The 26,419-nt window shown below is 68.2% G+C and carries 31 protein-coding genes; 13 read left to right on the top strand and 18 right to left on the bottom strand.

Annotated elements, in window-relative coordinates; genetic code table 11:
* Window positions 1-31 precede the first annotated feature (31 nt).
* From DM480_RS11820 to DM480_RS11785, 8 genes are all read left to right on the top strand, one after another.
* Window positions 32-1,075 carry a substrate-binding domain-containing protein gene (locus DM480_RS11820; protein ID WP_115379280.1) on the top strand — a complete coding sequence of 348 codons (1,044 nt, stop codon included), beginning with the start codon at window positions 32-34 and terminating at the stop codon, window positions 1,073-1,075.
* Window positions 1,072-2,448, top strand: a complete 1,377-nt coding sequence (gene pstC / locus DM480_RS11815; RefSeq protein ID WP_115379278.1) for a phosphate ABC transporter permease subunit PstC — start codon at window positions 1,072-1,074, stop codon at window positions 2,446-2,448. Before DM480_RS11820 ends, pstC begins: the two co-directional genes overlap by 4 nt.
* Window positions 2,441-3,742, top strand: a complete 1,302-nt coding sequence (gene pstA / locus DM480_RS11810; RefSeq protein WP_115379276.1) for a phosphate ABC transporter permease PstA — start codon at window positions 2,441-2,443, stop codon at window positions 3,740-3,742. The genes pstC and pstA overlap by 8 nt, the downstream gene beginning before the upstream one ends.
* Window positions 3,736-4,503, top strand: a complete 768-nt coding sequence (gene pstB, locus DM480_RS11805) for a phosphate ABC transporter ATP-binding protein PstB (RefSeq protein ID WP_115381241.1) — start codon at window positions 3,736-3,738, stop codon at window positions 4,501-4,503. Before pstA ends, pstB begins: the two co-directional genes overlap by 7 nt.
* Window positions 4,503-5,219 (top strand): phosphate signaling complex protein PhoU, encoded by a 717-nt coding sequence (gene phoU, locus DM480_RS11800; RefSeq protein WP_115379274.1) that lies wholly within the window; start codon window positions 4,503-4,505, stop codon window positions 5,217-5,219. The genes pstB and phoU overlap by 1 nt, the downstream gene beginning before the upstream one ends.
* The gene (gene phoB / locus DM480_RS11795; RefSeq protein ID WP_115379272.1) at window positions 5,219-5,911 is read left to right on the top strand and encodes a phosphate regulon transcriptional regulator PhoB; all 693 of its coding nucleotides are present in this window, start codon (window positions 5,219-5,221) and stop codon (window positions 5,909-5,911) included. The genes phoU and phoB overlap by 1 nt, the downstream gene beginning before the upstream one ends.
* Window positions 5,912-6,065: 154 nt before the next feature.
* Window positions 6,066-6,566 (top strand): hypothetical protein, encoded by a 501-nt coding sequence (locus DM480_RS11790; protein ID WP_115379270.1) that lies wholly within the window; start codon window positions 6,066-6,068, stop codon window positions 6,564-6,566.
* Window positions 6,567-6,657: 91 nt separating this feature from the next.
* Complete coding sequence (locus DM480_RS11785) at window positions 6,658-7,563, top strand: SDR family NAD(P)-dependent oxidoreductase (RefSeq protein WP_115379268.1); 906 nt, start codon at window positions 6,658-6,660, stop codon at window positions 7,561-7,563.
* 13 nt (window positions 7,564-7,576) lie between these two features.
* Here the strand turns inward: DM480_RS11785 and DM480_RS11780 are convergent, their stop codons facing one another.
* A complete protein-coding gene (locus tag DM480_RS11780; protein ID WP_232833978.1) occupies window positions 7,577-8,041 on the bottom strand; it encodes a VOC family protein in 465 nt (154 codons plus the stop codon).
* Window positions 8,042-8,212: 171 nt separating this feature from the next.
* Here DM480_RS11780 and DM480_RS11775 point away from each other — a divergent pair, with 171 nt between their 5' ends.
* Window positions 8,213-9,241, top strand: a complete 1,029-nt coding sequence (locus DM480_RS11775) for a hypothetical protein (protein ID WP_115379266.1) — start codon at window positions 8,213-8,215, stop codon at window positions 9,239-9,241.
* A gap of 36 nt (window positions 9,242-9,277) precedes the next feature.
* On the opposite strand, the gene DM480_RS11770 is transcribed toward DM480_RS11775, so the two are convergent.
* On the bottom strand, window positions 9,278-9,616 hold the full coding sequence (locus DM480_RS11770) for a DUF2794 domain-containing protein (protein ID WP_115379264.1): 339 nt from the start codon (window positions 9,614-9,616) through the stop codon (window positions 9,278-9,280).
* Window positions 9,616-10,305, bottom strand: coding sequence for a serine O-acetyltransferase EpsC (epsC, locus tag DM480_RS11765; RefSeq protein ID WP_115379262.1), 690 nt, complete (start codon window positions 10,303-10,305; stop codon window positions 9,616-9,618). The genes DM480_RS11770 and epsC overlap by 1 nt, the downstream gene beginning before the upstream one ends.
* Window positions 10,306-10,476: 171 nt before the next feature.
* Here epsC and DM480_RS11760 point away from each other — a divergent pair, with 171 nt between their 5' ends.
* The 3 genes from DM480_RS11760 to ahpF all read left to right on the top strand — a co-directional run bounded on the left by DM480_RS11760 (window position 10,477) and on the right by ahpF (window position 13,654).
* Window positions 10,477-11,250: a sulfite exporter TauE/SafE family protein gene (locus DM480_RS11760; RefSeq protein WP_115379260.1), complete on the top strand. Its 774-nt coding sequence runs from the start codon at window positions 10,477-10,479 to the stop codon at window positions 11,248-11,250.
* A gap of 165 nt (window positions 11,251-11,415) precedes the next feature.
* Window positions 11,416-11,979: an alkyl hydroperoxide reductase subunit C gene (gene ahpC, locus DM480_RS11755; RefSeq protein WP_115379258.1), complete on the top strand. Its 564-nt coding sequence runs from the start codon at window positions 11,416-11,418 to the stop codon at window positions 11,977-11,979.
* Window positions 11,980-12,070: 91 nt separating this feature from the next.
* A complete protein-coding gene (gene ahpF, locus DM480_RS11750; RefSeq protein ID WP_115379256.1) occupies window positions 12,071-13,654 on the top strand; it encodes an alkyl hydroperoxide reductase subunit F in 1,584 nt (527 codons plus the stop codon).
* A 51-nt stretch (window positions 13,655-13,705) separates the two neighbouring features.
* Here the strand turns inward: ahpF and DM480_RS11745 are convergent, their stop codons facing one another.
* From DM480_RS11745 to DM480_RS11690, 12 genes are all read right to left on the bottom strand, one after another.
* Window positions 13,706-14,419: a ribonuclease T2 family protein gene (locus DM480_RS11745; protein ID WP_115379254.1), complete on the bottom strand. Its 714-nt coding sequence runs from the start codon at window positions 14,417-14,419 to the stop codon at window positions 13,706-13,708.
* Window positions 14,416-14,859 (bottom strand): hypothetical protein, encoded by a 444-nt coding sequence (locus tag DM480_RS11740; RefSeq protein ID WP_115379252.1) that lies wholly within the window; start codon window positions 14,857-14,859, stop codon window positions 14,416-14,418. The genes DM480_RS11745 and DM480_RS11740 overlap by 4 nt, the downstream gene beginning before the upstream one ends.
* A 69-nt stretch (window positions 14,860-14,928) precedes the next feature.
* Window positions 14,929-15,774: a carboxylating nicotinate-nucleotide diphosphorylase gene (gene nadC, locus DM480_RS11735; RefSeq protein ID WP_115379250.1), complete on the bottom strand. Its 846-nt coding sequence runs from the start codon at window positions 15,772-15,774 to the stop codon at window positions 14,929-14,931.
* Complete coding sequence (gene nadA / locus DM480_RS11730; protein WP_115379248.1) at window positions 15,774-16,772, bottom strand: quinolinate synthase NadA; 999 nt, start codon at window positions 16,770-16,772, stop codon at window positions 15,774-15,776. The genes nadC and nadA overlap by 1 nt, the downstream gene beginning before the upstream one ends.
* Window positions 16,773-16,832: 60 nt before the next feature.
* Window positions 16,833-17,573: a DUF4230 domain-containing protein gene (locus DM480_RS11725; protein WP_115379241.1), complete on the bottom strand. Its 741-nt coding sequence runs from the start codon at window positions 17,571-17,573 to the stop codon at window positions 16,833-16,835.
* Complete coding sequence (locus DM480_RS11720) at window positions 17,555-18,415, bottom strand: MBL fold metallo-hydrolase (protein ID WP_115379238.1); 861 nt, start codon at window positions 18,413-18,415, stop codon at window positions 17,555-17,557. The genes DM480_RS11725 and DM480_RS11720 overlap by 19 nt, the downstream gene beginning before the upstream one ends.
* A gap of 124 nt (window positions 18,416-18,539) precedes the next feature.
* Complete coding sequence (locus DM480_RS11715; RefSeq protein WP_115379236.1) at window positions 18,540-20,081, bottom strand: M56 family metallopeptidase; 1,542 nt, start codon at window positions 20,079-20,081, stop codon at window positions 18,540-18,542.
* Entirely contained in the window at window positions 20,078-20,446 is a 369-nt protein-coding gene (locus DM480_RS11710; RefSeq protein WP_115381237.1) for a BlaI/MecI/CopY family transcriptional regulator, read from the bottom strand. The genes DM480_RS11715 and DM480_RS11710 overlap by 4 nt, the downstream gene beginning before the upstream one ends.
* A 277-nt stretch (window positions 20,447-20,723) precedes the next feature.
* Window positions 20,724-21,980, bottom strand: a complete 1,257-nt coding sequence (locus tag DM480_RS11705) for a glycosyltransferase (protein WP_115379234.1) — start codon at window positions 21,978-21,980, stop codon at window positions 20,724-20,726.
* A 31-nt stretch (window positions 21,981-22,011) separates the two neighbouring features.
* Window positions 22,012-22,323 (bottom strand): Grx4 family monothiol glutaredoxin, encoded by a 312-nt coding sequence (grxD, locus tag DM480_RS11700; RefSeq protein ID WP_115379232.1) that lies wholly within the window; start codon window positions 22,321-22,323, stop codon window positions 22,012-22,014.
* A gap of 10 nt (window positions 22,324-22,333) precedes the next feature.
* Entirely contained in the window at window positions 22,334-22,564 is a 231-nt protein-coding gene (locus tag DM480_RS11695; RefSeq protein ID WP_115379230.1) for a BolA/IbaG family iron-sulfur metabolism protein, read from the bottom strand.
* Window positions 22,565-22,575: 11 nt separating this feature from the next.
* Window positions 22,576-22,899: a DUF1476 domain-containing protein gene (locus DM480_RS11690; protein ID WP_115379228.1), complete on the bottom strand. Its 324-nt coding sequence runs from the start codon at window positions 22,897-22,899 to the stop codon at window positions 22,576-22,578.
* Between the two features lie 174 nt (window positions 22,900-23,073).
* Between DM480_RS11690 and DM480_RS18295 the strand changes: the two genes are divergently transcribed.
* On the top strand, window positions 23,074-23,214 hold the full coding sequence (locus tag DM480_RS18295) for a hypothetical protein (protein WP_198665817.1): 141 nt from the start codon (window positions 23,074-23,076) through the stop codon (window positions 23,212-23,214).
* A gap of 7 nt (window positions 23,215-23,221) precedes the next feature.
* On the opposite strand, the gene DM480_RS11685 is transcribed toward DM480_RS18295, so the two are convergent.
* From DM480_RS11685 to leuC, 3 genes are all read right to left on the bottom strand, one after another.
* Window positions 23,222-24,223 carry an NADPH:quinone oxidoreductase family protein gene (locus DM480_RS11685; RefSeq protein WP_198665816.1) on the bottom strand — a complete coding sequence of 334 codons (1,002 nt, stop codon included), beginning with the start codon at window positions 24,221-24,223 and terminating at the stop codon, window positions 23,222-23,224.
* Window positions 24,186-24,815 carry a 3-isopropylmalate dehydratase small subunit gene (gene leuD / locus DM480_RS11680; RefSeq protein WP_115379224.1) on the bottom strand — a complete coding sequence of 210 codons (630 nt, stop codon included), beginning with the start codon at window positions 24,813-24,815 and terminating at the stop codon, window positions 24,186-24,188. Before leuD ends, DM480_RS11685 begins: the two co-directional genes overlap by 38 nt.
* A gap of 112 nt (window positions 24,816-24,927) precedes the next feature.
* Window positions 24,928-26,367, bottom strand: a complete 1,440-nt coding sequence (leuC, locus tag DM480_RS11675; protein ID WP_115379222.1) for a 3-isopropylmalate dehydratase large subunit — start codon at window positions 26,365-26,367, stop codon at window positions 24,928-24,930.
* Between the last annotated feature and the right edge of the window lie 52 nt (window positions 26,368-26,419).

Raw genomic sequence — 26,419 nt, 5'->3', positions numbered from 1 at the left:
CGGCAGCGAGTCGCCTGCGGGCGGGGCTGGAATGCGAATCGCGATACTCGCTCTCGGGCTGTGCCTCGCGGGCTGTCAGGACCAGGCGAAGGGCGGCGGCGGCGGATCGCGCGACCAGATCAGGGTCGTCGGGTCGTCGACCGTCTATCCGTTCACCACGATCATCGCCGAACAATTCGTCGCCAATGATCCGCGCGCGCGCGCGCCGGTGATCGAATCGACCGGCACGGGCGCCGGGCTGAAGCTGTTCTGCGCGGGCCTGGGCGCCGCGCATCCCGACCTCGCCGACGCATCGCGGCGGCTGAAGCGCGGCGAATATGCCGAATGCGCGCGCCACGGCGTGACCGAGATCGTCGAGGTGCCGATCGGCATCGACGGCATCGCCTTCGCCGAATCGCGGCGCGGACCGGGCATGGCGCTGACCACCGCCGACCTGTACCGCGCGCTCGCCGCGTCGCCGGGCGGCCGGCCGAACACCGCGCGGACGTGGCGCGACGTCAATCCGGTGCTGCCCGCGATCCCGATCGAGGTCTACGGCCCGCCGAGCACCAGCGGCACGCGCGACGCGCTGACCGAACTGATCCTGGCGCGCGGCTGCGAAGAGGCGGACCCGCATGCCAAGGCGCTGGCCAGCGAAAACCCGGAGGCGTTCAAGGCGCTGTGCCACCGCGTGCGCGAGGACGGCGCCTATATCGACGCGGGCGAGAACGACAATCTGATCGTCCAGAAGCTCGCCGCCAATCCCGGCGCGATCGGCGTGTTCGGCTACAGCTATCTCGACGAGAACAAGACGATGGTCCGCGGCGTCGCGATCGACGGCGTCGTGCCGACCTATGCGACGATCGCCGATGGCCATTATCCCGGCTCGCGGCCGCTCTACCTGTACGTCAAGAAGGCGCATCTGCGCGCGGTGCCGGGGCTCAAGACGTTCCTCGATCTGTATGCGCGCAACTGGGGGCCGGACGGGCCGCTGGTCCGCCGCGGGCTGATCGCCGCATCGCCCGCGGTGCGCGCACGCGCCGCGGCGATCGTCGCGCACGAGACGCTGCTCGACCCGTCAGAGCTCGGCGCATGAGCGCGCTCGGCCTGCTCTTCATCGTCGTCGGCCTCGCGCTGATCGGCTGGCTCGCGGCACGGATGCGCGCCGCGACCTTCCGCCGCCCGCGCGTCGCGCGGTTCAGCGCGCTGCCCGCGCATCACGGCTGGTTCGTCGCGATCTGCACGCTGGTGCCGCCGCTCGTCTTCCTCGCGATCTGGTCGATGACCGCACCCGCGCTCGTCACCGATGCGGTGCTGACCACGCCTGCCGCCGCGCTGCTGCCACCGCCCGGTTTCGAACGCGCGTCGATCCTGTCGGAGGCGCGGGAGCTTGGCGCGGGGCGCAGCTACGGCGCGTTCCACGATCTCGCCGAACGGCTCGCCCCCGCCTATGCCGCGGCGCAGAGCCGCTATGACGGGATCGCGACCGCGCTGGCGCTGCTGCTCGCCTTTGCCGGCGGCGCGCTCGCCTTCACGCGGGTGCGGCCCGATTTCGCCGCACGGACGCAGGTGGAGCGCGGCGTGATGCTGCTGCTCCTCACCGCGTCGCTGATCGCGATCCTGACGACGGTGGGGATCGTCGCCTCGCTCCTCTACGAATCCGCGCGCTTCTTCCGCCTCGTGCCGATCGGCGAGTTCCTGTTCGGCACGCACTGGAGCCCGCAGGTGATCGACCCGCGCCATCCCGGCGCCAGCCTGGGCGCGCTGCCGCTGTTCTGGGGCACGTTCTTCATCGGCACGGTGATCGCGATGGCGGTGGCGATCCCGTTCGGACTGATGAGCGCGATCTACCTGACGCAATATGCGCGGCCCGCGACGCGGCGCTGGATGAAGCCGACGCTGGAGATGCTCGCGGGCGTACCGACCGTCGTCTACGGCTATTTCGCCGCGCTCACTGTCGCGCCCGCGGTGCGCGAGTTCGGGCAGGCGATCGGCGTCAGCTGGGCCAGTTCCGAAAGCGCGCTGGCGGCGGGCGTGGTGATGGGGGTGATGATCATCCCGTTCGTCTCGTCGATGGCGGACGATTCGATCGCCGCCGTTCCCGCCGCGATGCGCGACGGCAGCCTGGCGATGGGCGCGACAAGTTCGGAGACGATCCGCAAGGTAATCCTGCCCGCCGCCCTGCCCGGCGTCGTCGGCGGCGTGCTGCTCGCGGTCAGCCGCGCGATCGGCGAGACGATGATCGTCGTCATGGCCGCGTCCGGCGTCGCGACGATGACGCTCAACCCCTTCGCCAGCACCACCACGGTGACCAAGCAGATCGTCGACCTGCTGACCGGCGAGGCGGAGTTCGACAGCGCAAAGACGCTCGCCGCCTTCGCCCTCGGCCTGACGCTGTTCGCGGTGACGCTGGCGCTCAACGTCGTCGCGCTCGTCGTCGTCAAGCGATACCGGGAATCGTATGAATAAGCCGCCGCTGATTGCCGGCGTCCCGGCCCAAGGGCACGAGCCGCTCCCCCGCGCGCCGACCGACTGGAAGACGGCGGCGGTGCAGCGTCGCACGCGTCGCCGCTACGCCGCCGAACGCCGGTTCCGCCTGATCGGCCTCGCCGCGGTGTGGCTGTCGGCGGGGTTCCTCGCGCTGCTGCTCGCCTCGATGCTGACGCAGGGGATCGGCGGCTTTCGCCAGACGCTGATCGCGCTGCCCATCGACCTGGCGCGCGATCATCTGGCGGTGACGCCGCGGCAATTGCGCGGACGCGGCGCCGATCTCGCACTGGCGGGGGCTGGGCTCGAGACGGCGGTCGATCATGCCGCCGCCGCCGCTTACGGCACCGACGGGCCGGACTGGCTATCCGACGGCGCGTGGATCGTCGTGCGCGACGCGGTGAAGCGCGATCCGACCCTGCTCGCCCGCCCTGTGACGATCGACGTGCCGGTGACGGGCGCGATCGATATTGCCTACCGCCGCGACGGGTCGCCGGAAGCGGAGGCGATCGTCGCCCGATTACAGGCGCGCGGCGTGCTGTCGGTCGGCTGGAATATCGGCTTTCTCACCGCGGCGGATTCGACCGACCCGACGCGCGTCGGCATCTGGGGCGCGCTCAAGGGATCGCTGCTCACCATGCTGGTGACCCTGTGCCTCGCCTTCCCGATCGGCGTGTTCGCCGCGCTCTATCTCGAGGAATATGCGCCGCGGAATCGCTGGACCGACCTCATCGAAGTGTCGATCAACAATCTCGCCGCGGTGCCCTCGATCATCTTCGGGCTGCTCGGCCTCGCGGTGTTCCTCAACACGATGCACCTGCCCCGGTCCGCGCCGATCGTCGGCGGGCTGACGCTCGCGCTGATGACGATGCCGGTCATCGTCATCGCCGGGCGCAACGCGATCAAGGCGGTGCCGCCGTCGATCCGCGATGCCGCGCTGGCGGTCGGCGCATCGCCGGTGCAGGTGGTGTTCGACCATGTCCTGCCGCTTGCGCTGCCCGGCATCCTGACCGGCACGATCATCGGCATGGCGCGCGCGCTCGGCGAGACCGCGCCGCTGCTGATGATCGGCATGCGCGCCTTCATCGCCGCAGCCCCGTCGCGGCTCACCGATCCGGCCACCGTTCTGCCCGTGCAGATATTCCTGTGGTCGGATCAGGTCGATCGCGGCTTCGTCGAGAAGACGTCGGCGGCGATCATCGTATTGCTCGTCTTCCTGCTCGCGATGAACGGGCTCGCCATCTACCTCCGCAACCGTTTCGAGACCCGCTGGTGACCGCAATTCCCAAGATCCAGGCGCGCGACGTCAGCGTCTTCTATGGCGACAATCGCGCGATCGACCATGTGTCGATCGACGTCGCGCCGGACAATGTCGTCGCGTTCATCGGCCCGTCGGGCTGCGGCAAGTCGACGTTCCTGCGCACGCTCAACCGCATGAACGACACCGTTGCCAGCGCGCGGGTAGAGGGGCAGATCCTGCTCGACGGCGAGGATATCTACGCCGCCGACATGGACGTCGTGCAACTGCGCGCGCGTGTCGGCATGGTATTCCAGAAGCCCAACCCCTTCCCCAAGTCGATCTACGAAAACGTCGCCTACGGCCCGCGCATCCACGGCCTTGCGGCGGCGCGCGCCGACCTCGACGAAATGGTCGAACGCTCGCTGCGCCGCGCGGGCCTGTGGGACGAGGTGAAGGATCGGCTGACGGACAGCGGCACGGCCTTGTCGGGCGGCCAGCAGCAGCGCCTGTGCATCGCGCGCGCGATCGCGGTCGACCCGGAAGTCATCCTGATGGACGAACCGTGCAGCGCGCTCGATCCGATCGCGACCGCGAAGATCGAGGAACTGATCCACGAGCTCAAGGGCCGCTACGCGATCGTCATCGTCACGCACAACATGCAGCAAGCAGCGCGCGTGTCGCAGCAGACGGCGTTCTTCCACCTCGGCCAGCTCGTCGAGTTCGCGGCGACCAGCGACATCTTCACCAACCCGCGGGAAGAGCGGACCCGCGATTACATCACCGGCAGGTACGGATAATGGTAGACCATACGGTCAAGGCGTTCGACGCCGACATCGGCCAGCTGCGCGGCCTGATCTCGCAGATGGGCGGGCTGGCGGAGGATGCGATCACGCAGGCGATCCTCGCGCTGCAACGCCCCGACACCGCGCTCGCCCGCCGCGTCGATGCCGACGACAAGGCGATCGACGCGATCGAGCGCGAGGTCGAGCGGCTGGCGGTGCGCATCATCGCGCTGCGCGCGCCGATGGCGGTCGACCTGCGCGAGGTGGTGGCGGCGATGAAGATCGCGTCCGTCGTCGAGCGGATCGGCGATTATGCAAAGAACATCGCGCGCCGCGTGCCGATGATCGAGGGTGCGGAAGGCGGCGCACACCGGATCGAGCCGATCTCCATCCTCCCATCCATGGCCGCGATGGCGAGCAGCATGGTGCGCCAGGCGCTCGACGCCTTCGCCGCGCGCGATCCCGACATGGCGGTCCGCGTCGTCGAAAGCGACACCGCGCTCGACGATTTCTACGACAGCATCTTCCGTACGCTCGTCACCTATATGGTCGAAAATCCGCGCACGATCAGCCAGGTCGCGCACCTGCTGTTCGTCGCCAAGAACCTGGAACGGATCGGCGACCATGCGACCAACGTCGCGGAAATGGTCTATTTCGCCGCGACCGGAACCCAGATGGCCGACCATCATCGTGGCGGCCCCCATTCCCCATCCCCTGAGGAGCAACGCTGATGGCCCGCGCACGCATGTTGCTGGTGGAGGACGACGCCGCCCTCGCCGAATTGCTGATCTATCACTTCCGCCGCGAGGATTTCGAGGTCGCGCACACGCCCGACGGCGAGGAGGCGCTGCTGCTCGCCAAGGAAAAGGCGCCCGACATCGTCCTGCTCGACTGGATGGTCGAAGGGTTGTCGGGGATCGAGGTGTGCCGCCGCCTGCGCCGCATGCCCGAGACGGCGAACGTGCCCATCATCATGCTGACCGCGCGCGGCGAGGAAGAGGATCGCATCCGCGGCCTGGAAACCGGGGCCGACGATTATGTAACCAAGCCGTTCTCCCCCCGCGAACTCGTCGCCCGGGTCAGCGCGGTGCTGCGCCGCGTGCGCCCTGCGCTGGCCGGCGAGCAGCTGACCTACGACGACATCGAGATGGACACCGTCGGCCACAAGGTGCGCCGCGGCGGCGAGGTCGTGCCGCTCGGCCCCACCGAATTCCGCCTGCTGAAGCACTTCCTCGAACATCCCGGCTGGGTGTTCAGCCGCGAGCGCCTGCTCGATGCGGTATGGGGTCACGACAGCGACATCGAAAGCCGCACCGTCGACGTGCATATCCGCCGGCTGCGCAAGGCGATCAACATCGGCAACCGGCCGGACCTGATCCGCACCGTGCGCTCGGCAGGCTATTCGCTCGACTCGGGCGCGTGATACCGCGATTGGGACGCGTGGCGCATCCGCGTTTTCCGACCGCCGAGAACGGATCGGTAGAATCGGGAGCGAAACGAAGGACCCAAGTCGGGAATGGGGCGTTGGGCGGGGGCGCTTACGCAAACTTGCGCATCAGATTTTAAGGAGATTCGCAATGAAGCTCATTCTGTTGGCCGCCACGGCCTTTGTTGCCGCCCCCGTCCTGGCCCAGACGTCGAGCCAGACCGGCACCAGCTCGCCCACCACGCAGACCGCCCCCGCCGGCACGCCCGACCAGACGATGACGCCGCCGCCGGCGGACCAGTCGGCGACGCCCGCCGGCCAGGCCGCGCCCGCCACAACGCCCGCGCCCGCCAGCGACATGGCGGCGCCCGCCGGCCAGACCGACACCCAGGCGCCGATGACCACCGGCGACGCTGGCGCCACGCCGGCCGGCGGCTACCAGCCGACCACGCCCGCCGTCACCGGCGGCACGCCGGGTTCGAACATCGCGCCGACGTTCCGTCCGGCCCCGACCCCGGACCAGGCCTATCCGGCGCCTGCGCCGAAGGACAGCTATCCGATCTGCAAGAAGGGCCAGTATGATGGCTGCAAGCAGGCGAGCGATGGCGGCCACAAGACGACGCACAAGGCGAAGCGCCGCACGCATCGCTAAAACGACCCTGACGGTTCGGGCGGGCATTGCGCCCGTTCGAAGCTCGGGTATGGAAGGCGCTTCATCCATGACGGAGGGAGCGCCTTTTTCCATGTCCAGTCCGATCCACTTCGAGGGCCGCGTCGCCATCGTTACGGGCGCAGGTGGCGGTCTCGGCCGCTGTTATGCGCTGTCCCTTGCGCAACGCGGCGCGAAGGTCGTGGTCAACGATCTGGGCGGCGCGCGGGACGGCACCGGCCACTCCGACGCCGCGCTCGCGGTGGTCGAGGAAATCCGCAGCATCGGCGGCGAGGCGATGGCGAACGGCGGCAATGTCGCCGATTACGACCAGATGGCCGACATGGTCGCACGCGCGAAGGACGCGTGGGGCGGCGTCCATATCCTCATCAACAACGCCGGCGTGCTGCGCGACAAGACGTTCGCCAAGATGGAGCCCGCCGATTTCGAATTCGTGGTGCGCGTCCACCTGATCGGTTCCGCCTTCGCCACCAAGGCATGCTGGGACACGTTTCGCGACCAGAATTACGGCCGCGTCCTGATGACCTCCTCGTCCTCCGGCCTGTTCGGCAATTTCGGTCAGGCGAATTACGGCGCCGCGAAGCTCGGCATCGCGGGGCTGGCGAAAACGCTGGGTATCGAGGGCGCGAAGAACGACATCCGCGTCAACACGATCGCGCCGACCGCGGGCACGCGCATGACGGAGGAGCTGTTCCCGAAGGAAGCGTTCGATGCCTTCGCCCCGGAAAAGGTCGCGCCCGGCGCACTCTACCTCGTCAGCGAGGACGCGCCGAGCAACGTCATCCTCGGCGCGGGCGCGGGCGCGTTTCAGGCAAGCTACGTCACTCTGACGCCGGGCGCGCTGCTCCGCGGCGAAGATCTGTCGCCCGAAGGCGTCGCGGCGCACTGGGCCGACATCATCGACCGCACCGGCGAGATCGTGCCGAAGACGGGCGCGGAGCAGGCGATGACGATCGGCCGCTTGCTACAGCACGGATAGAGCGCGCGGCCGGCTATTTGGCCGCGGCGGCGGCTTTCGGCTGCCAAAACTCGATCTTGGTGCCGTCGGGATCGACGATCCAGGCGAATCGACCGCTGGGGTCGCTGTCGTCCTGCTTCAGGATCGTCACGCCCTTCGCCCGCAACCGGGCGAGGAACGCGTCCATGTCGTCGACGGCGAAATTGAGCATGAACTCCCGCGACGACGGTTGCATATAATCGCTGGTCGACTTGAAGGCATTGAGCGTCAGGACCGGCGGGTGTCCCGGCGCGTCGTAGCGCATCATCGCCCCGCCCCAAGCCTCCACCGCGATGCCCAGCACGTCGCGGTACCAGGCCATAAGCGCCTTGGGGTCCTTGCTCTTGAAAAAGATGCCACCGACCCCGGTGATCCGCCCTTCGGGCGCAGCAATGCCCGGCCCGGGCATCAGGACCGCCATGCCGAGGAGGCAGGGCAGAAAGCGGCGGAGGCGCGACACGGCATCTCATCCTCTTCGGTGCAGGACGCACGGACGATAGACTGCCGGGCACGACGAGACAATCGGTCACCGATCGCAATCGCGGCCTACCGATGCCAGCCACAAGATGGTGTATTGACTAAATAACACACAAGGCGCACCCTTCCCGTTCCTCAACGAAGGAGAACGTCCATGTACAGCGAGAGCGACATCGACGGCGCGGTGGCGGCGGGGGCGATTTCGTCCGATGCCGCGGCGGCGCTGCGGCGGCACGTCGCGGCGGCACAGGCCGCGCCGGCGGTCGACGAAGAGCATTTCCGGCTGCTCACCGGGTTCAACGACATCTTCGTGTCGATCGCGATCGCACTGCTGCTCGCCGCGCTCGGGCAGATCGGCTTCAGCATCAGCCACGGCCTGGGCGGCGCGTTCGTCGCGGCGGCGGCCTGGATGCTGGCGCTCTATTTCACCGCGCGGCGGCGGATGGCGCTGCCCAGCATCCTGCTGCTCCTCGCCTTCGTCGGCGGCGTGGCGGCCGCGATCGCGGGCGGGATCGAGAGTGTCTGGCCGCGTATCGACGGCACCGCGGGCGCACTGGCGATGGCGGCCACCGGCCTGATCGCGGCGGGTGCGGCATGGCTGCACTGGCGCCGGTTCATGGTGCCGATCACCGTCGCGGCGGGCGCGGCGGCGCTGGTCGTCGTCGCGATCGGCCTGCTGACCGCGGCGATCCCGGGCATCCGCCAGGGCGTGTGGCCGCTGCTGCTGGTCTGCGGCGTGGCGGTGTTCGCGCTGGCGATGCGCTGGGACATGTCCGACCCCCAGCGCGAGACGCGCCGTGCCGACGTCGCCTTCTGGCTGCACCTCGCCGCCGCGCCGATGATCGCGCATCCGATCTTCAAGATGCTGGGCGTGTTCGATGGCGATATCGGCGCGGGGATCGCGGTGATCGTGATCGCACTCTACCTTCTGTTCGCGGGACTGGCGCTCGCGGTCGACCGGCGTGCCTTGCTCGTCTCCAGCCTCGTCTACGTCCTCTATGCGCTCTATTCGCTGTTCCGCAGCGCGGGCGCGGTCGAACTCGGCGCGGCATTCACCGCCTTCGTCATCGGGTCGGCGCTGCTGACGCTCTCTGCCTTCTGGCAACCGATGCGCGCGATGGTCGTCGGCTGGCTGTCGCAACCGCTGCGCGTGAAACTGCCGCCGGTCCACCAGCCGGCATGACGATGCTTGCCGCCCGTGACGACACGGGCGGCGGCCTCAATCGACGAGCTTCATCAACCGCCGTTCGACGGGCGCGAGCACGGGGCCAAGCTCGTGGCCCCGTTTCAGCACCGCGCCATGTTCGCCGAGCAGCGCCCACATCCCCTGTCGGTTGCGCAGCGCGGGCCGCTTTTCGATCCGGAACTCCGGTCGCTCGGCCGCGCGGCGAAAGGCGGCGAACACCGCCGCATCCTGCCCCAGGTCGATCGCATAATCGCGCCAATGGCCTGCCGCGACCATCCGGCCGTACAGGTCGAGGATACGGCCAAGCTCGAGACGATCGAAGCCGACCTGATTGGGCTGTTGCGCATGCGGAAAGGGCGTGACGATCCCCATCAGGCGCGGTCACGCTCCGCATCGGGCGTCGCGTCCAGCATCGCATCCAGCCGCTTGCGCATCGATTCGAGCTCACAACGCATGATCTCGAGCTTCTGCGTCGCCGGATCGAACAGGTCGCTGCACGGCGTACCATAAGGGACGAAGCGCGACGGTGCCTCCACCGCCCCGCCTTCGACCATCGTCGGCCGTGCGGGGATCCCGACCATCACCGCGCCGGCCGGTACGTCGCGCGTCACCACGGCATTGGCGCCGACGCGTGCGCGCGGACCGACCAGGATCGGCCCCAGCACCTGCGCGCCCGATCCGATGATGACGCCATCGGCGAGCGTCGGGTGCCGCTTTCCGGCGATGCCGTCGTCCGGGCTGGTCCCGCCCAGCGTCACGCATTGATAGATGGTGACGTCGTCGCCGATCTCCGCCGTCTCGCCGATCACGACGAACCCGTGGTCGATGAAGAAATTGCGGCCGATGCGCGCACCCGGATGGATGTCGATCGCGGTCCAGGCACGAGAGAAATGGTTGACCATCCGCGCGAGCAGGAACAGCCGCCGGCGATAGAGCGCATGCGCGACACGATGCCAGCCGAGCGCCCAGACGCCAGGATAGGTCAATATCTCCAGACGCGAATGCGGGGCGGGATCGCGCGCCCTGATCGAATCGAGATAGGCCGCCAAGCGCCCGAACATCCGCGTCCCCTTCGTCACCGTTCCGCAACATCTAGGCGCGACCGGCCGCGATTTCCACCGCGGACGGCGTGCCAGCTTTCCCGTCGGAAACCCGCACTATGTTGTGGGATATGCGCGACGCGTCCACGATGCGCGCGATGCAGGCCGCAGTCGCGGCTGCCGGAGACGTTGATGCCCGACATGCTTACCGCCCTCGATTGGTCGATCATCTTGCCGTTCATCGCGATCGGCTTTGCCGCGCAGATCGTGGACGGCGCGCTAGGCATGGCGTTCGGGGTCGTCAACTCGACGCTGATGGTGACGGTGATGGGCACGCCCCCCGCACTCGCCTCCGCCAGCGTCCACGCGGTGGAGACGTTCACCACCGCGGCGTCGGGGATCAGCCATGTCGCCAACCGCAACGTCGACTGGCGGCTGTTCCGGCGGCTGGTCATTCCCGGCATGGTCGGCGCGGTGCTCGGCGCGACTTTGCTCAGCTCGGTGGATGCGTCCGTCGCGCGGCCATTGGTGATGGCCTATCTGGCCGGGATCGGCGTCTATCTGCTGCTGCGCGCGCTGCGCGGACGCACGGAGCCACGCGAACCGCGCGTAATCGCGCCGCTCGGCCTCGTCGGCGGTTTTCTCGACGCGGCGGGTGGCGGCGGCTGGGGGCCGGTGGTGACGTCGAACCTGCTGGTCCAGGGCTCGACGCCGCGGCACACGATCGGGACGGTCAACACCGCGGAATTCTTCCTGACGCTGACGGCGTCGATCGCCTTTTTCGTCTCGCTCGGCTGGGCGGCGTTCACGCTGCAGACGGTCGGGCTGCTGATCGGCGGCCTGGTCGCCGCGCCGCTTGGCGGTGTGCTCGCCAAGCGCATCGCGCCGCGGCCGCTGATGGCGATGGTCGGCACGCTGTTGCTGCTCACCAGCCTGTGGTCGATCTATACCGTCCTTGCGAAATGATCCGTTCGCAGTCGCGGCAGCCAGCAGGATGCCAACCGGCAGGAACCGCGCAAATCCGACTTTGTTGATCGATTTGTTCGATCGCGTACCAAAAACCTCTTCATTTTGCACTGCGGCACGAACGACCTAGTTGGTGGGCATACGTTCCACAACGAAAGACCCATCATGTCGCTCATCGGCAGCCAGCTGAAGCCATTCACCACCCAGGCCTATAAGCAGGGCAAGTTCGTCACCGTCTCGGACGCCGACGTGCTGGGCAAATGGGCCGTGTTCTTCTTCTACCCGGCCGATTTCACCTTCGTCTGCCCGACCGAGCTGGAAGACCTCGCCGACATCTATCCGACGCTGCAGAAGATGGGCGTCGAGGTATATAGTGTGTCGACCGATACGCACTTCAGCCACAAGGCTTGGCACGATACCTCGCCCGCGATCGGCAAGATCGATTATTTCATGCTGGGCGACCAGAACCACAGCATCTCGACCAATTTCCAGGTGCTGCGCGAGGGCCAGGGTCTCGCCGACCGCGGCACCTTCGTGGTCGATCCGCAGGGCGTGATCCAGCTGGTCGAGATCACGTCGGAAGGCGTCGGCCGCAATGCGGCGGAGCTGCTGCGCAAGATCAAGGCGGCGCAGTATATCGCGGCGCATCCGGGCGAAGTCTGCCCCGCCAAGTGGGAAGAGGGCGAAGAGACGCTCGCCCCCAGCTTGGACCTCGTCGGCAAGATCTGATCGCCCCGCCCGGGACGACTGATCCGGCCCGGGGGCGCACCACCGCTCCCGGGCCTTTTCTTTGCCCCAGACATCAACACGGGAATTTCGCATGCTCGACGCCAACCTGACGCAACAGCTCAAGGGCTATCTGGTCAATATCCGCCAGCCGATCGAGCTGGTCGCCAGCCTGGGCGAGGACGCGAAGTCGCGCCAGATGGGCGAACTGCTGGGCGAGATCGCAGCACTGTCCGACCAGATCGCCGTCGTCGACGGTTCCGATGCGCGCACGCCCAGCTTCCTGATCCGCCGCGCCGGCACGGATATCGGCGTGCGCTTCGCCGGGCTGCCGATGGGGCATGAATTCACCAGCCTGGTGCTCGCGCTGCTCCAGGTCGGCGGCCATCCGTCGAAGGCGGCGCAGGAGCTGATCGAACAGGTGCAAGCGCTGGACGGCGACTATGCGTTCGAAACCTATTTCTCGCTGTCGTGCCAGAATTGCCCGGACGTGGTGCAGGCGCTCAACCTGATGGCGGTGCTCAACCCGCGGATCAGCCACGTCGCGATCGACGGCGCGCTATTCCAGGACGAGGTGGCGGATCGCAAGGTGATGGCGGTGCCGACGGTGTTTCTGAACGGCGAGCCGTTCGGCCAGGGCCGGATGGAGCTCGAACAGATCGTCGCGAAGCTCGACGCGGGCAGCGGCGCGCGCGTCGCGGCGAAGATCGCGGGCAAGGACGCGTTCGACGTGCTCGTCGTCGGCGGTGGCCCGGCAGGCGCGGCGGCGGCGATCTATGCCGCGCGCAAGGGCATCCGCACCGGCCTGCTCGCCGAACGGTTCGGCGGCCAGGTGCTCGACACGATGGGGATCGAGAATTTTCCGTCGGTTCCTTACACCGAAGGGCCGAAGCTGGTCGCGCAGATGGAAAGCCACGTCCGCGATTACGACGTCGACCTGATGACACTGCAGCGGGCCGTGACGCTGGTGCCGGCGAGCGAAGAGGGCGGTCTGCACGAGGTGCGGCTGGAGAATGGCGCGGCGTTGAAGGCGCGCACCGTGATCCTGTCGACCGGCGCGCGCTGGCGGACGATGAACGTGCCGGGCGAGGAGGCCTATCGCAACAAGGGCGTCGCCTATTGCCCGCATTGCGACGGGCCGCTGTTCAAGGGCAAGCGCGTCGCGGTGATCGGCGGCGGCAATTCAGGGGTCGAGGCGGCGATCGATCTCGCCGGCATCGTCGCGCACGTCACGCTGATCGAATATGACGGTGCGCTGCGCGCCGATGCGGTGCTGCAACGCAAGCTCGCCAGCCTCGGCAACGTGCGCGTCATCACCAATGCGCTGACCACCGAAGTGCACGGCGACGGCGAGCGGGTGAACGGCCTGACCTACGAGGATCGCAACGAGGGCACGCTGCACCGCGTCGAGCTGGAGGGCGTGTTCGTGCAGATCGGGCTGGTGCCCAACACCGAATGGCTGACGGATGCGGTCGCGCTAACCCCGCGCGGGGAGATCGAAGTCGACCACCGCGGCGCGACGTCGCGCGCGGGCATCTTCGCCGCGGGGGATGCGACGACGACGCCGTTCAAGCAGATCGTCGTCGCGAGCGGCGAAGGCTCGCGCGCCGCACTCGCCGCGTTCGATTACCTGATCCGCCTCGCTCCCGTCGAAGCGAAAGCGCTCGCCGCCGCGTAACCGCATCCAGAATGCCGTCACCCTGGGCCGCCGCCCGGGGTGACGCAGGCGTCAGCGCTTGCCGCGCCAGATCTTCAGCGAGGCATAGGGCGACAGCCCGCCCTGATGCGCGGGGCAGCGCTGATAGCGGAACGCCTTGTCGAGACAGAGCCAGACCTCGTCCAGCCAGCCCTGCCGGCTGGCGGTGACGCGCATCATGTCCGCCGTCATCCCCGGATTGGCCTTCGCCATCGCCTCGGCGAACTGTCCCGCGGTCAGGGGCCCGCGTGACAGCGCGTCCATGTCCGGATAGCGCAGCTTAGCATACAGGCCCGTCGACCTGGCGAAATAGGTCGCCGGGGTGTAGCCGGCCATGCAGGTGCCGTGCTTCGACCATTCGTGCTGCAGCAACTGCGCCGATGGCGTCGCGCAGATATTGCGCTGGATCACCGCGCGGGGCAGCAGGTCGGTCGATTTGCAATATTGCGGCCAGTCCTTGCCCACGCCATCCGGCCACAGGCCATGCAGCGTAAAGCCGAAGCTGTTGGCGCCGCCGCACTGGAACGACGATCCGGCGTCGCGATCGTGCGCACGGCAATAGCCCGGTGCCCAGGTGATCGCGAGCGTATAGCCGCCGATCGGCAGCACGCGCTGCGGCTGGTCCGCGCTCGCCAGGTCCGGATGCGGACGCGGGATCTGCGACGGGACGGCGCATTGATAGGCCTGCGCCCCCGCAAGCGAGGGCGCCAGCAACGCGGCGACGCTGATGGCGAAGCGCGCGATCATACGAGCGGCGTGTCCTCTTCGATATCCCGCCCCTCGCCGAACCATTCCTTGGCATCGGGGCGGAACAGCATCGTCGCGGCGACGACGTAGAGGATGCAGCTGACGATCCCAAGGACGGCGATCAGCGCGGAAGGCGCGCGTCCGGTCGCAAGCTGGAAGATCAACGACAGGATGCCAAGAACGCTGAGCGCGGCGAAGACGACCTGGATCCACTTGGCCACGACGCTCGCCTTTCGCGCAATGAAGAACCAGATCGCCACGGCGATCAGGACGTTCAGCAGCAGCGTGACGGGCAGGAACCACGACGCGTTCGCCAGCATCGGATTGGCTTCGAGCAGCGCCTGCTGCGTGCGCCAGTTCATGGCGGTGTTGACCCATCCGATCACCACGCTGCCCCAGTAGAGTTGTTCGAAACGTGCGATCGACGGCGCTTTGACCATGGTGGCTCCCCCACAGGAATGATGGCGTGAGCCTAGCCTGCCCGCCGCCGCGCGCAAGCCGGATCGCGTTCAGAGCAGCGCGAAATCAAGGCCGATGTCGACCGCGGGCGCGGACTGCGTCAGGCGGCCGACCGAGACGTAGGTTACGCCCGTCTCCGCGATGGCGCGGATCGTGTCGAGCCGGACCCCGCCGGACGCCTCGGTCGGCACGCGGCCGTCGACCAGCGCCACCGCCTCGCGCAGCGTCGCCGGCGGCATGTTGTCGAGCAGCAGGTGCGTCGCGCCGGCGGCGAGCGCGGGCGCGATCTGGTCGATCCGGTCGACCTCGACAATCACCGCGTCGATCCCCGCGGCGACGGCGCGTGCGACCGCCGCGCCGATATCGCCCGCGACCGCGACGTGATTGTCCTTGATCATCGCCGCGTCCCAAAGGCCCATGCGATGATTGCGCGCGCCGCCGGTGCGGGTCGCGTATTTCTCCAGCCGGCGCAGCCCGGGGATCGTCTTGCGTGTGTCGAGCAACGTCGCCCCCGTCCCCGCCATCGCATCGACATAGGTGCGCGTCAGCGTCGCGATGCCCGACAGATGCTGGACCGTGTTGAGCGCGGAGCGTTCGGCGGTAAGCAGCGCCCGCGCCTGGCCCTCGATCCGCATCAGCACGCCGCCCGCGGCGACGCGATCGCCCTCCCCCGCCAGCATGTCGACGGACGCGTCGGGGTCAAGCGCGCGAAAGAAGGCCGCGGCGATCGGCAGGCCGGCGACGACGATGTCCTCCCGCGTCGCCATCACGCCGGCGAAGCGCGCGCCGGCGGGAATGACGGCATCGGCGGTGACGTCGCCGCCTTCGCCCATATCCTCCGCAAGCGTCGCGGCGACGAAGGCGTCGAGGTCGAAGCCGGGAACGGCGAAGGTCATCAGTCGCCCGTCACCTTGGCGGGGCCGAGGTCGCCCTGCCCGACCGTCGCCGACGCCATGCTCAGCATCGCATCGAGGCTCTTCTTCGCCTTGAGGCGCAGGTCTTCCGCGATCTCGATACGCGGCTCGAGGTCGCGCAACGCGACGTAGAGCTTTTCCATCGTGTTGAGCGCCATATACGGGCAGATGTTGCAGTTGCAGTTGCCGTCAGCACCCGGCGCACCGATGAAGGTCTTGCCCGGCATCGCCTTTTGCATCTGGTGAATGATGTGCGGCTCGGTCGCGACAATCAATGTGTCGCCCGGCATGCCTTGCGCGAATTCGAGGATGCCGCGCGTCGATCCGACATAATCGGCGTGATCGAGGATGACGGCGGGACATTCGGGATGCGCGGCGATCGGCGCGTTCGGATATTGGCTGCGCAGCTTGAGCAATTCGGTCTCGCTGAACGCCTCGTGCACGATGCACACGCCCGGCCACAGCAACAGCTCGCGCCCCGTCTTGCGCGCGAGATACCCGCCGAGATTGCGGTCGGGGCCAAAGATGATCTTCTGATCGCGCGGCAGCTGCGCAAGAATCGTTTCCGCCGACGACGAGGTGACGATGATATCGCTCAGCGCCTTCACCTCGGTCGAACAGTTGATGTACGTCAGCGCGATATGGTCGGGATGCGCGGCGCGGAAGGCGGCAAACTGATCCGGCGGGCAGCTGTCCTCCAGGCTGCACCCGGCGTCCATGTCGGGCAGCACGACGATCTTGTCGGGCGACAGGATCTTCGCCGTTTCCGCCATGAAGCGCACGCCGCAAAACGCGATCACCTCCGCATCGGTCGCCTGCGCCTTGCGGCTGAGATCGAGGCTGTCGCCGACGAAATCGGCGAGGTCCTGCAGCTCCGGCTTCTGGTAGTAATGCGCGAGGATGACGGCGTTGCGCTCGCGGCGCAGGCGTTCGATCTCGGCGCGCAGGTCCAAGCCCGCGAAGGAGGTGTGCTGTTCCATCACCCGCGCAGATGGCCCGCGGCGTGGACAGGATCAAGCGCGAACCGTTCGCAGAGGCCGTCAGTTGCGGTTGCCGAGCACCTGGTCGAGCGCGCGGGTCGTGTCCCAGCGCTCGGTCGACGGCACCGGCTCGTCGGCGAAGCCGACCTCGACGTTCGCATCGATCCCCGCGGCGCGCAGCGGCATCGCGAAACTGCGCTCGATCGCGTGACGCGTCGCATCGCGGGCGAGCTTCATCGGTGCGGCGTCGCGCGCCTGGCGCAGCAATTCCGCCTGCCCGGCGCGGCGATTGGCAGTTTCGAGCTTCTGGTCGGCATCGGTGATGTGCGACAGCAGCCCGCCCGAGCCATATTCGCGGACCGCGGACAGATCGACCTGCGGCCCGTCGATCTCGAGACCGGGCAGTTTCACCGTCAAGACGCGCCGCGTCGCATCCCAGCGCACGTCGCGCTGCGTCAGCTTGCCAAGGTCGACCTCGTACCGGACCATGCCGGGCATGATCAGCGTCTTCTCCGTCGACAGCCCCATCTGCGACTGGCGCGAGGTGACCACCGCGACATAGCGCGCGGCGAAGGCAGAAAGCCGGTTCTGCTCGCGCAGCCCTTCCAGGCTGGCACTGGCGATCGTCGTCGGATCGGGCGACAAGCGCGATGCGACGTAGCGCTGCACACCCCACAGGACGAGCAGGGCGGCGAGCGCCAGCAGCGCGAGCACCCCTGCCGCCCTGGCCAGAAAGCCACCGAGCGACGCGCGCGGTCGACCGGGCGCCGACGGGGGCGGGCTTACGTCCTGCTGCGCCATCCCTCGTCCTCCTGCGTCACCAGATTCCGCCGTTCCAGATCGTAAAGGTGCGCGAGCGTCGAGCGTTCCGCCGCGCCGACCAGCCGCGGATCGAGCCCGACGTACATCTGGGCGACCATCGCCGGCAAACTCAGCGGCATGCCATCGCGCAGCAGGCGCAAAATCTGCCCCTCGCGCTGCTTGCGATGGCCCAGCATGCCGCGCACCAGCCGCTGCGGCCGGTCCACCGCCTCGCCATGACCGGGGTAATAGACGCGGTCGTCACGCGCCAGCAGCAGTTCCAGGCTCGCCATATAGTCGCCCATGTCGCCGTCCGGCGGCGAGACGACGCTGGTCGCCCAACCCATGACATGGTCGCCGGAAAACAGCGCCTTCGTCTCTTTCAACGTAAAGGCCAGATGATTGGACGTGTGACCCGGCGTCGGCAGCGCAGCTAGAGTCCAGCCGTCGCCGACGACGGTGTCGTCCGCGACGAGCACGCGGTCCGGCGCATAGTCCGCGTCGAACGCCGCATCGTGCCGCGGATCGCCGCCGCCGATATGCGTCGGCGCGGCGCCGACGACCGGGGCGCCCGTCGCGCGGGCGAGCGGACGGCTTGCCGGGCTGTGATCGCGATGATGATGGGTAACGAGGATCGCGCGGACCGGTCGCCCGCCGATCGCGGCGATCAGCGCGGCGATATGGGCGGGGTCATCGGGTCCCGGGTCGATGACCGCAAGATCGGACGTCCCGACCAGATAGGATTGCGTGCCGGTGAAGGTGTAGGCCGACGCGTTGGGCGCGAGGATACGCGTCACGCACGGTTCGAGCTGGATCGGGATACCGGTCGGATGCTCGGCCATTGCGATCGATGTGGCCTGCCTGGACCGGGATGACAAGGGGCGCCCCGCCCGTGAGGGAAACGGACGGGCGGGGCGCCATGCCCACCGACACGCGGTAGGCATGGCCGGGTGAGCCGGTCGAACCTCAATCCTCGTGATCGGGCGAGGCCATCTCCTGGCGCAATTCGGCGAGCGCGGAGTCCATTTCCGCGAGCGCTTCGGCGCGCGCGTCTTCAGGCATGCTGGCGTTGTTGCGGATGCCGTCGCGCGAAGCCTCGACGCTGGCGATCGCCGATGCGATCGCGTTGCGGCGCACGCTGGCGGAGCGCATCGCCGTGTCGGCGCCGGCGCGGGCCGATGCCTCGATCCGGTTCGCGCAGATGATCATCGCCCGCTTGCCGCCGTTCTGCGTGTTGATGACGAACTGGCGTGCATCGCCGTCCTTGCCGTCGACGCACGTGCGCTGGGTGACCTGCGGCGCATTGGCCAATGCGCGGGCAACCATCGCGTCGATCTCCGCCTGGCTGAAGCCGGAGCCGGCGACACCCGTGCGCACGACATGAACCTTGCCGTCCCGCTCGACGCGCTTGACCACGACGTCCCGGGGCGCCGCGGGCGCAGCCGGTGGCAACGGCGCGGCGGCAGGGGCCGGGGGCGCAACCGGCGCGGGGGGCGCCGGGGGCGCTGGCGGTGCGGCTTGCAGGTCGACGCCCACCGCCGCGCCCACCTTGCCGCTGATCGCGGCGGCGGCGCTGCTGCCCGATGCGGTGAGGCCGAGACCGACGAGCGCGAGCGTCGAAACCAGGGTACCGCCCGCGACGATGCGGCGGCGCGAGCGCGGCGAGGTGGACAGCATCCGGATTCTCCCTTTCAGATCGTCGATGGTGTGAAGGTGACAGGCCGCCGAGACGGCGCCGCCATGCGCGGCCTTGACGATGGCGCAGGCGTAGGTATGGCGATCGATCGCCGACCGGCCGGCGAGCACGCGCGCGTCGTTCGCAAGCTCCTGGTCGGCACGGAAGGCGCGAAAGGCGCGCCAGGCGACCGGGTTGAACCAGTGGAGCGCGAGGACAGCGAGCGCCAACCAATTGGCGGCGAGGTCGCCGCGCTGGTGGTGGCCGATCTCATGTTCCAGCGCGAGGGCGCGTTCGTCGCTGTCGTAGCGGTCGGCGAAATCGAGCGGGAAGGCGACGTAGCGGCGCACGATGCCGAAGGCGAGCGGGCCCGGCGCCGCCGCGCTGGCGATGACGCGCACGCCGCGCATGTCCTCCATCGCCGCCGCAGTCGCGACCATCCGACGGCAAAAGCGCGCATGGCGCGCGAGGTGCCAGATCAGGAACGCGCCCGCGCCGACGGCCCAGAGCATACCGATGGCGACGCCGATCGAGGGCCAGTCGATTCCCTGCCCCGCCGCCGGCGCGGCCGCCGACAATGCCTCGCCCGGATCGACGATCATCACCGTGATCGTCTCGCTCGCGTGACTGATCGGCGTCGTCACCGCGCGGTGCAGCGTCGCGGGCAGCGGCGGCAGTACGAGCCGCAGCACCGGCAATGCCCACAAGGCGTAGGCGACCTGTGGCCCGAAGCTGCGTCGCACCGGCGCGCGCAGGACGAGCACGATCAGCATGAGCAGGGTGGAGGCGACCAGCGCCTCCACCGCCCAGGCCGCGACGCCTGCGCCGGTCATTGTTTCAGATCCTTGAGCAGCGCCTCGATCTCGGCGATGTCCTGCGCGGTCAGTTCGTCGCGCTCGGCAAGATGCGCGACCAGCGGGGTCAGCTTGCCGCCGAACAGCCGGTCGATCAGCCGCCGCGACTCGCCCGACACATAGTCGCCGCGCGCGACGAGCGGGCGGTAAAGGTAGCGTCGGCCATCCGCTTCATGCGCGATCGCATTCTTGGCCAGCAGCCGACCGAGGAGCGTCTTTACCGTATTGGCGCTCCATCCGCGCACCGGATCGACGCGCTCCGCCACGTCCTGCGCGGTGAGCGGCGCTTCCTCCCACAAGACCTCCATCACCGCATGTTCGGCATCGCTGATTCGTTCGGCCACGGCCACGCTCCTGTATGACTACAGCTGTGGTCGCATTGATTACGGGCGTAGTCAATAGCCTCGACGGATCGGCGATGACGGCCCGTCGGCGCCTGTCGGCGCGCTTTACAGAAGCCGTCATGGTGGACGCTTGGTTAACCGCGTCCGTGCGCGGAAAACCGTCACTTCCGAAAACCGGCACGACCGATGCATCATCGGGATCAGCCGAGCGTCTGACGCTTCAGCAGGGTGGGTGGCCGTCGACCGGTTTCACGGCCCCCCACCCGCACCCGGCCCTTTACACCCTCGCCAGCGCCATTGCGGGTTCCGGTTGCTTCACGCGAGTCGCCGCTCGGGCCAGCGCCTTTGGGTAGATCGTGTTGAATAGTCGCGCGAACGTCTGGTCCCAGCTGAAATGCCGTTCGACATGCGCGCGCGCGGCGCGGGCCATCGCGGCGCAATTCGCGTGCCACACCGCCTGGACGTTCGTCGCCATCGCCGCGATATCGTCGACGGGCCCCAGCAGCCCCAGCCCCGCCGGCACGCGCGCGGGCATCGCGCCGCTGGCGACGCCGACGACCGGCAGCCCCGCCGCCTGCGCCTCGATCACCGATATGCCGAACGTCTCGTCCGCCATCGCGGACACATAGATGTCGGACGAGGCGAGCGCACGCGCGAGCGCGGCGCGATCCGTCTCGAAGCCAGTAAAGGCGACCGGCAGGTCGGCCGCCTGCTGCATCAGCTGCGCGCGCAGCTTGCCGTCGCCGATCATCACCAGCGCTGCGCCGAAGTCGCGCGGCAGGCGCCGCATCATCGCGACCAGGCGGTCGGCGCGCTTCTCGTTGTCGATCCGGCCCGCATAGACGAGCAGCGGCCCGTCACCGGGCAGGCCGAGCTGGCGACGATAATCGGGATCGCGCGCCGCCGGGCTGAACGATACGGTGTCGACGCCGAGCGGCAGCACGTCGGTGCGCGTGATGCCGCGGCGGCGCAACGTAGCGCGCGCCTCCTCGCCCAGCGTGTAGACCTCGTCGAACTCGCGATAGGTCATCTCGGTATAGCCGAGGCTGAGCCAGTAGAAGAGCCTGCCGGCGGGACCGAACAGGTCGCGCGCGACGCGATCGACATGCGCGTTGGGAAAATCGGTGCGATAACCCGCGACGAGCGCGGTTTCGGGAAAGGCGCGACGATGCTGGATCGCCGTCCACGGCAGCACCCACGGGCAAAGCGATTCGATCAGGTCGGGGCGATATTCCGCCAGCAGCGCATGCACCGCCCGGGTGCGCAGGATGAAGCGGTAATTGGGGCTGCCACGCACCGGGTCGGCGGCGACCTCGGCAAAGATGTGGCGGCCGTTGACCGTCACGCGATCTTGCGGGCCGGGTACGATCTGCAGCAGATGGTGCGGCGTGCGCGTCAGCACATAGTCGCGCTTTTCACGCAGATAGGTACTGATCCCGCCACCACCCTTGGGCGAATAGCTCTGCGTCAGGTCACAGACCAGCAGCGGCCGCGCACCGGGTGCGCGGCGCAACTCTTCATGCTGGAACAACATCGGTACGATCTCCCGTCGGGCGGGAGACGCGTCACCTCTTCATCAGTTCCGCAAGCTCGCCGCTCTCGTACATTTCCATCATGATGTCTGAACCGCCCACGAACTCGCCGTTAACATAGAGTTGGGGGATCGTCGGCCAGTCGGAATAGCTCTTGATCCCCTGGCGGATCGCCTGATCCTGCAGCACGTCGACGCTCTCGTACGTCGCGCCGAGATGATCGAGGATCGCCACCGCGCGGCTGGAAAAGCCGCATTGCGGAAACAGCGGCGTGCCCTTCATGAACAGCACCACGGGATTGGCCTTCACCACCGCGTCGATGCGGGCATTCGTATCGTCGGTCATTTGTTCGTCCTCAAGCCGCCGCAGTCTTCAGCTGCAGCGCGTGGAGTTCGCCGCCCATGCGATGCCCGAGCGCCGCATAGACCGCCTGATGTTGCCGGCGCAGCGGCAGGCCGGCGAAACTCGCCGACACCACCCGCGCCGCATAATGATCGCCATCGCCGGCAAGGTCGGTGATCTCGACCTCCGCGTCGGGGATCGCCGCCTTGATCAGCGCGGCAATGTCGTCGGCCGCCATCGGCATCGTCTGGTTCCTTATTCCGGCTGCATCAACTGGCGACGCGCCTCGACCGTCCTGTCCGCGAGCGCGCGGCGCACCGCCGCCTCGTCGGTATCGACGCCCGCCGCGGTCAGGTCACCGAGCAGCTTGCGCACGACGTCCTCATCGCCCGCTTCCTCGAAGTCCGCCTGCACCACCGCCTTGGCATAAGCATCGGTTTCCGCAGGGGTCAGTTCCATCTGCGCCGCCGCCCACTGGCCGAGCAACCGGTTACGCCGGGCGGTGATGCGGAACGCCATTTCCTCGTCGCGGGCGAAGCTCGCTTCCGCGGCGCGTTCCCGATCGTCGAACATGGTCATGGTGCAACCCCCTTGGCGTGTGGGGCTCACATAGGAGCGCGCAGCAGTGCGTGCAACGCGTCGCCCACCCGGGGCCGCGACAGCAAGAAAACTTCAAGAACGAGGGCGGAACAAATAGCATGCTTACGCAATGTTAAGGCAGAGCGTGCCAAACTCACGCCAAGGAGAGACGCCATGAAAAACACTGCCCTGCCGCACGGCCAAGGGCCGTCGGTAATCCATCATGCACCGCCGCTGGCCGGCATAATCATCGGTGCGGCCATATCGTTGATCTTGTGGGCCATCATCGCCGCCCTGGTCTTCGCCGTCGCCTGACCCGTCCTTACTGGTCGAGTTCGACGACCAGTTTTCCGATGGCGGCGCGTGCCGCCATCGTGGCGATCGCTTCGCCGCCCTCCTCGAACCGGAATCGTTGCGTCACCCTGGGCGCGATCTTCCCCTCTTCCCACAATCGGAACAAGGTTTCGACATGCGCCTGGTTCGCCTGCGGATCGCGCGCCGCGAACGCGCCCCAGAACACGCCGCATACGTCGCAGCTCTTCAGCAAAGTCAGATTTAGCGGCAGCTTGGGGATGCCCGCCGGGAACCCGACGACTAGATACCGCCCCTCCCAGGCGATCGACCGCAGCGCAGGCTCCGCATAATCGCCCCCGACAGGGTCGTAGATGACGTCGAACCCGCCGCGACCGCCCGCCACCTTGAACCGTTCCGCCAGCGCCTTCGACTGTTCCTTGTCGAACGGTGCCCGGCCGTAGACGATGGTCTCGTCCGCACCCGCGGCGCTGGCCGCCGCCGCCTTCTCGTCCGAAGAAACCGCGGCGACGACGCGCGCGCCATAGGCCTTGCCCAGTTCGATCGCCGCCAGGCCGACGCCGCCCGCGGCGCCGAGCACGAGCAGCGACTGCCCCGCGGCCAGCCGGCCACGATCGAGCAACGCGTGGATCGTCGTCGCATAGGTCAGGATCAGCGCCGCGCCCTCCGCGAAGCTGCGCGCATCCGGCAGGCGGTACAGGCGCTGCGCGTCGACCGCGATCTTCGTGGCGAGGCCGCCATGACCGATCACGCCCATCACCCGATCGCCGACCTGCCAGCCTTCGACGCCCTCCCCGACTTGCGCGATCGTACCCGCGATCTCGCCGCCGGGGGCGAAGGGGCGTTCGGGCCGGAACTGGTATTTGTCCTCGATGATCAGGACGTCGGGATAATTGATCGCGCAGGCCTTCACCGCGACGACCACCTGCCCCCGGCCCGGCGCGGGATCGGGCAGTTCGGCAATTTCCAGAGTTTCAGGTCCGCCCGGCGCCCTCGACAGCAATGCTCGCATATCCGCTCCTGTTCTCGATCCAGGGGCGATGTTCGCGCACCGCCCCTTCGAATTTCGAAATCGCGGTATCTTCTGCCAGCGTCATGCCGATCTCGTCCAGCCCCTCCATCAGGCAACGGCGACGGAAGGGGTCGAGGTGAAAGGCGAAGCGGTCCTGGAACGGGGTGGTCACCGTCATCGTTTCCAGGTCGACGACGATCGGCTGGTCTCGTGCAACCTCCAGCAGCCGGTCGACCGCCGCCTGCGGCAGCACGACGGGCACGATGCCGTTCTTGAAGGCATTGCCCGAAAAGATGTCGGAAAAACTCGGCGCGATCACCGCGCGCACGCCCATGTCGGCCAGCGCCCAGGCGGCGTGTTCACGGCTGGAGCCGCAGCCGAAATTGTCGCCCGCGATCAGGATCGGCGCGCCGGCATAGCGCGGATCGTCGAAGACGTTGCCGGGCTTCGCCCGCACCGTTTCGAACGCGCCGCGGCCGAGCCCCGCCCGCGTGATCGTCTTCAACCAGTGCGCCGGGATGATGACGTCGGTGTCGATATTCTTGGCACCCCAGGGATAGGCGGTGCCGCTGACGATCGTGACGGGTTGCAAGGATGGTCCGATCAGCGTTGCGTCTTGACGGGGACGGGGGTGCGCGCGCCGGCGTAATAGGCGGCTGCGCCACTGAACACCGCGCCGAGAACGAGCATCACGAGCACTTTCTTCACACTTTGCCTCCCATCAGATCGCGAACGTCAGCCAGCTTGCCGGTCACCGCCGCCGCCGCGGCCATCGCCGGCGACAACAGATGCGTACGCGCGCCAGGTCCCTGACGTCCAACGAAATTCCGGTTGGACGTCGAGGCGCAGCGTTCGCCCGCGGGCACCTTGTCGGGGTTCATCGCCAGACACATCGAACACCCCGGCTCGCGCCAGTCGAAGCCCGCGGCGGTGAAGATGCGATCGAGCCCCTCCGCCTCCGCCTGGCGCTTCACCAGGCCCGATCCGGGGACGACCATCGCGTGCACGCCGTCCGCGACCCGGCGGCCGTTCGCCACCGCGGCGGCGGCGCGCAGATCCTCGATCCGGCTGTTGGTGCAGCTGCCGATGAAGACGTGCTGGATCGGAACGTCCTGCATCGCCGTCCCCGGCGCGAGGCCCATGTAATCGAGGCTCGCGCGCGCCGCGGCGCGCTTGGCGGGATCGGCGAAGCTGTCGGGTTCGGGGACGATGCCGGTGATCGGCACGACGTCTTCCGGGCTGGTGCCCCAGGTCAGTGCGGGGGCGATGTCGGCGGCATCGAGCCGCACGCTCTTGTCGTAGGTCGCCGCCGTATCGGTCGCCAGGCTGCGCCACCAGGCGACGGCGCGCTCCCAATCCTCGCCCTTGGGCGCCATCGGCCGTCCCTTGAGATAGGCGAAGGTCGTATCGTCGGGTGCGACCAGGCCGGCGCGCGCGCCGCCCTCGATCGACATGTTGGCGAGCGTCATCCGCCCTTCCACCGACATCGCGCGCACGACGTCGCCGGTATATTCGAAGACGTGGCCCGTACCACCCGCCGCACCGACGCGCCCCATGATCGCGAGGATCACGTCCTTCGGACTGACGCCGAAGCCCAATGTGCCGTCGACGCGCACCTCCATCGTCTTCGACGGGCTGAGCAGCAGCGTCTGCGTGGCGAGCACGTGCTCGACCTCGCTCGTGCCGATCCCGAACGCCAGCGCGCCCAGCGCGCCGTGCGTCGACGTATGGCTGTCACCGCAGACCAGCGTCGTGCCGGGCAAGGTGAAGCCCAGTTCGGGGCCGACGACGTGGACGATCCCCTGCTCCGCCGCGGTCGCATCGATGTAATCGATCCCGAACTCGGCGGTATTGCGGCGCAGCGCGTCGAGCTGCTGCGCGCTTTCCGGGTCGGCGATCGGGATCGGCCGGCCCGCAGCATCGACGCGCGGCGTCGTCGGCAGATTGTGATCGGGTACCGCCAGCGTCAGCTCGGGCCGCCGTACGCGCCGCCCGGCCGCGCGCAGGCCCTCGAACGCCTGCGGGCTCGTCACCTCATGGACGAGGTGACGGTCGATATAGAGCAGGCAGGTGCCATCGTCGCGCCGCTCCACGACGTGAGCGGCCCAGATTTTTTCGTACAGCGTTTGCGGTCGGGAAGCCATGATGGCGGCGCGTTAACCCATATGATGCGCGAACGAAAGCCGCGGCGACAGA

It is taken from the genome of Sphingomonas sp. FARSPH, assembly GCF_003355005.1.
In the GTDB taxonomy this organism is placed as follows: Bacteria; Pseudomonadota; Alphaproteobacteria; order Sphingomonadales; family Sphingomonadaceae; genus Sphingomonas.
This window is presented reverse-complemented; position numbering and strand designations above follow the sequence as displayed.

What these genes read in the sequence shown, in the direction of transcription:
- epsC (WP_115379262.1), bottom strand. Translation starts at nt 10,305, where the DNA reads ATGTTCGGGCGCTTGGCGGCCTATCTCGATTCGATCAGGGCGCGCGAT.
- DM480_RS11715 (WP_115379236.1), bottom strand. Translation starts at nt 20,081, where the DNA reads ATGACCGGCGCAGGCGTCGCGGCCTGGGCGGTGGAGGCGCTGGTCGCC.
- DM480_RS11775 (WP_115379266.1), top strand. Translation starts at nt 8,213, where the DNA reads ATGTACAGCGAGAGCGACATCGACGGCGCGGTGGCGGCGGGGGCGATT.
- DM480_RS11785 (WP_115379268.1), top strand. Translation starts at nt 6,658, where the DNA reads ATGTCCAGTCCGATCCACTTCGAGGGCCGCGTCGCCATCGTTACGGGC.
- DM480_RS11790 (WP_115379270.1), top strand. Translation starts at nt 6,066, where the DNA reads ATGAAGCTCATTCTGTTGGCCGCCACGGCCTTTGTTGCCGCCCCCGTC.
- grxD (WP_115379232.1), bottom strand. Translation starts at nt 22,323, where the DNA reads ATGACCGACGATACGAATGCCCGCATCGACGCGGTGGTGAAGGCCAAT.
- DM480_RS11725 (WP_115379241.1), bottom strand. Translation starts at nt 17,573, where the DNA reads ATGGCGCAGCAGGACGTAAGCCCGCCCCCGTCGGCGCCCGGTCGACCG.
- ahpF (WP_115379256.1), top strand. Translation starts at nt 12,071, where the DNA reads ATGCTCGACGCCAACCTGACGCAACAGCTCAAGGGCTATCTGGTCAAT.
- pstC (WP_115379278.1), top strand. Translation starts at nt 1,072, where the DNA reads ATGAGCGCGCTCGGCCTGCTCTTCATCGTCGTCGGCCTCGCGCTGATC.
- nadA (WP_115379248.1), bottom strand. Translation starts at nt 16,772, where the DNA reads ATGGAACAGCACACCTCCTTCGCGGGCTTGGACCTGCGCGCCGAGATC.
- DM480_RS11770 (WP_115379264.1), bottom strand. Translation starts at nt 9,616, where the DNA reads ATGGGGATCGTCACGCCCTTTCCGCATGCGCAACAGCCCAATCAGGTC.
- DM480_RS11740 (WP_115379252.1), bottom strand. Translation starts at nt 14,859, where the DNA reads ATGGTCAAAGCGCCGTCGATCGCACGTTTCGAACAACTCTACTGGGGC.
- DM480_RS18295 (WP_198665817.1), top strand. Translation starts at nt 23,074, where the DNA reads ATGAAAAACACTGCCCTGCCGCACGGCCAAGGGCCGTCGGTAATCCAT.
- leuC (WP_115379222.1), bottom strand. Translation starts at nt 26,367, where the DNA reads ATGGCTTCCCGACCGCAAACGCTGTACGAAAAAATCTGGGCCGCTCAC.
- DM480_RS11695 (WP_115379230.1), bottom strand. Translation starts at nt 22,564, where the DNA reads ATGCCGATGGCGGCCGACGACATTGCCGCGCTGATCAAGGCGGCGATC.
- ahpC (WP_115379258.1), top strand. Translation starts at nt 11,416, where the DNA reads ATGTCGCTCATCGGCAGCCAGCTGAAGCCATTCACCACCCAGGCCTAT.
- phoB (WP_115379272.1), top strand. Translation starts at nt 5,219, where the DNA reads ATGGCCCGCGCACGCATGTTGCTGGTGGAGGACGACGCCGCCCTCGCC.
- DM480_RS11820 (WP_115379280.1), top strand. Translation starts at nt 32, where the DNA reads ATGCGAATCGCGATACTCGCTCTCGGGCTGTGCCTCGCGGGCTGTCAG.
- DM480_RS11705 (WP_115379234.1), bottom strand. Translation starts at nt 21,980, where the DNA reads ATGTTGTTCCAGCATGAAGAGTTGCGCCGCGCACCCGGTGCGCGGCCG.
- DM480_RS11720 (WP_115379238.1), bottom strand. Translation starts at nt 18,415, where the DNA reads ATGGCCGAGCATCCGACCGGTATCCCGATCCAGCTCGAACCGTGCGTG.
- DM480_RS11685 (WP_198665816.1), bottom strand. Translation starts at nt 24,223, where the DNA reads ATGCGAGCATTGCTGTCGAGGGCGCCGGGCGGACCTGAAACTCTGGAA.
- DM480_RS11690 (WP_115379228.1), bottom strand. Translation starts at nt 22,899, where the DNA reads ATGACCATGTTCGACGATCGGGAACGCGCCGCGGAAGCGAGCTTCGCC.
- DM480_RS11760 (WP_115379260.1), top strand. Translation starts at nt 10,477, where the DNA reads ATGCCCGACATGCTTACCGCCCTCGATTGGTCGATCATCTTGCCGTTC.
- DM480_RS11745 (WP_115379254.1), bottom strand. Translation starts at nt 14,419, where the DNA reads ATGATCGCGCGCTTCGCCATCAGCGTCGCCGCGTTGCTGGCGCCCTCG.
- nadC (WP_115379250.1), bottom strand. Translation starts at nt 15,774, where the DNA reads ATGACCTTCGCCGTTCCCGGCTTCGACCTCGACGCCTTCGTCGCCGCG.
- phoU (WP_115379274.1), top strand. Translation starts at nt 4,503, where the DNA reads ATGGTAGACCATACGGTCAAGGCGTTCGACGCCGACATCGGCCAGCTG.
- pstA (WP_115379276.1), top strand. Translation starts at nt 2,441, where the DNA reads ATGAATAAGCCGCCGCTGATTGCCGGCGTCCCGGCCCAAGGGCACGAG.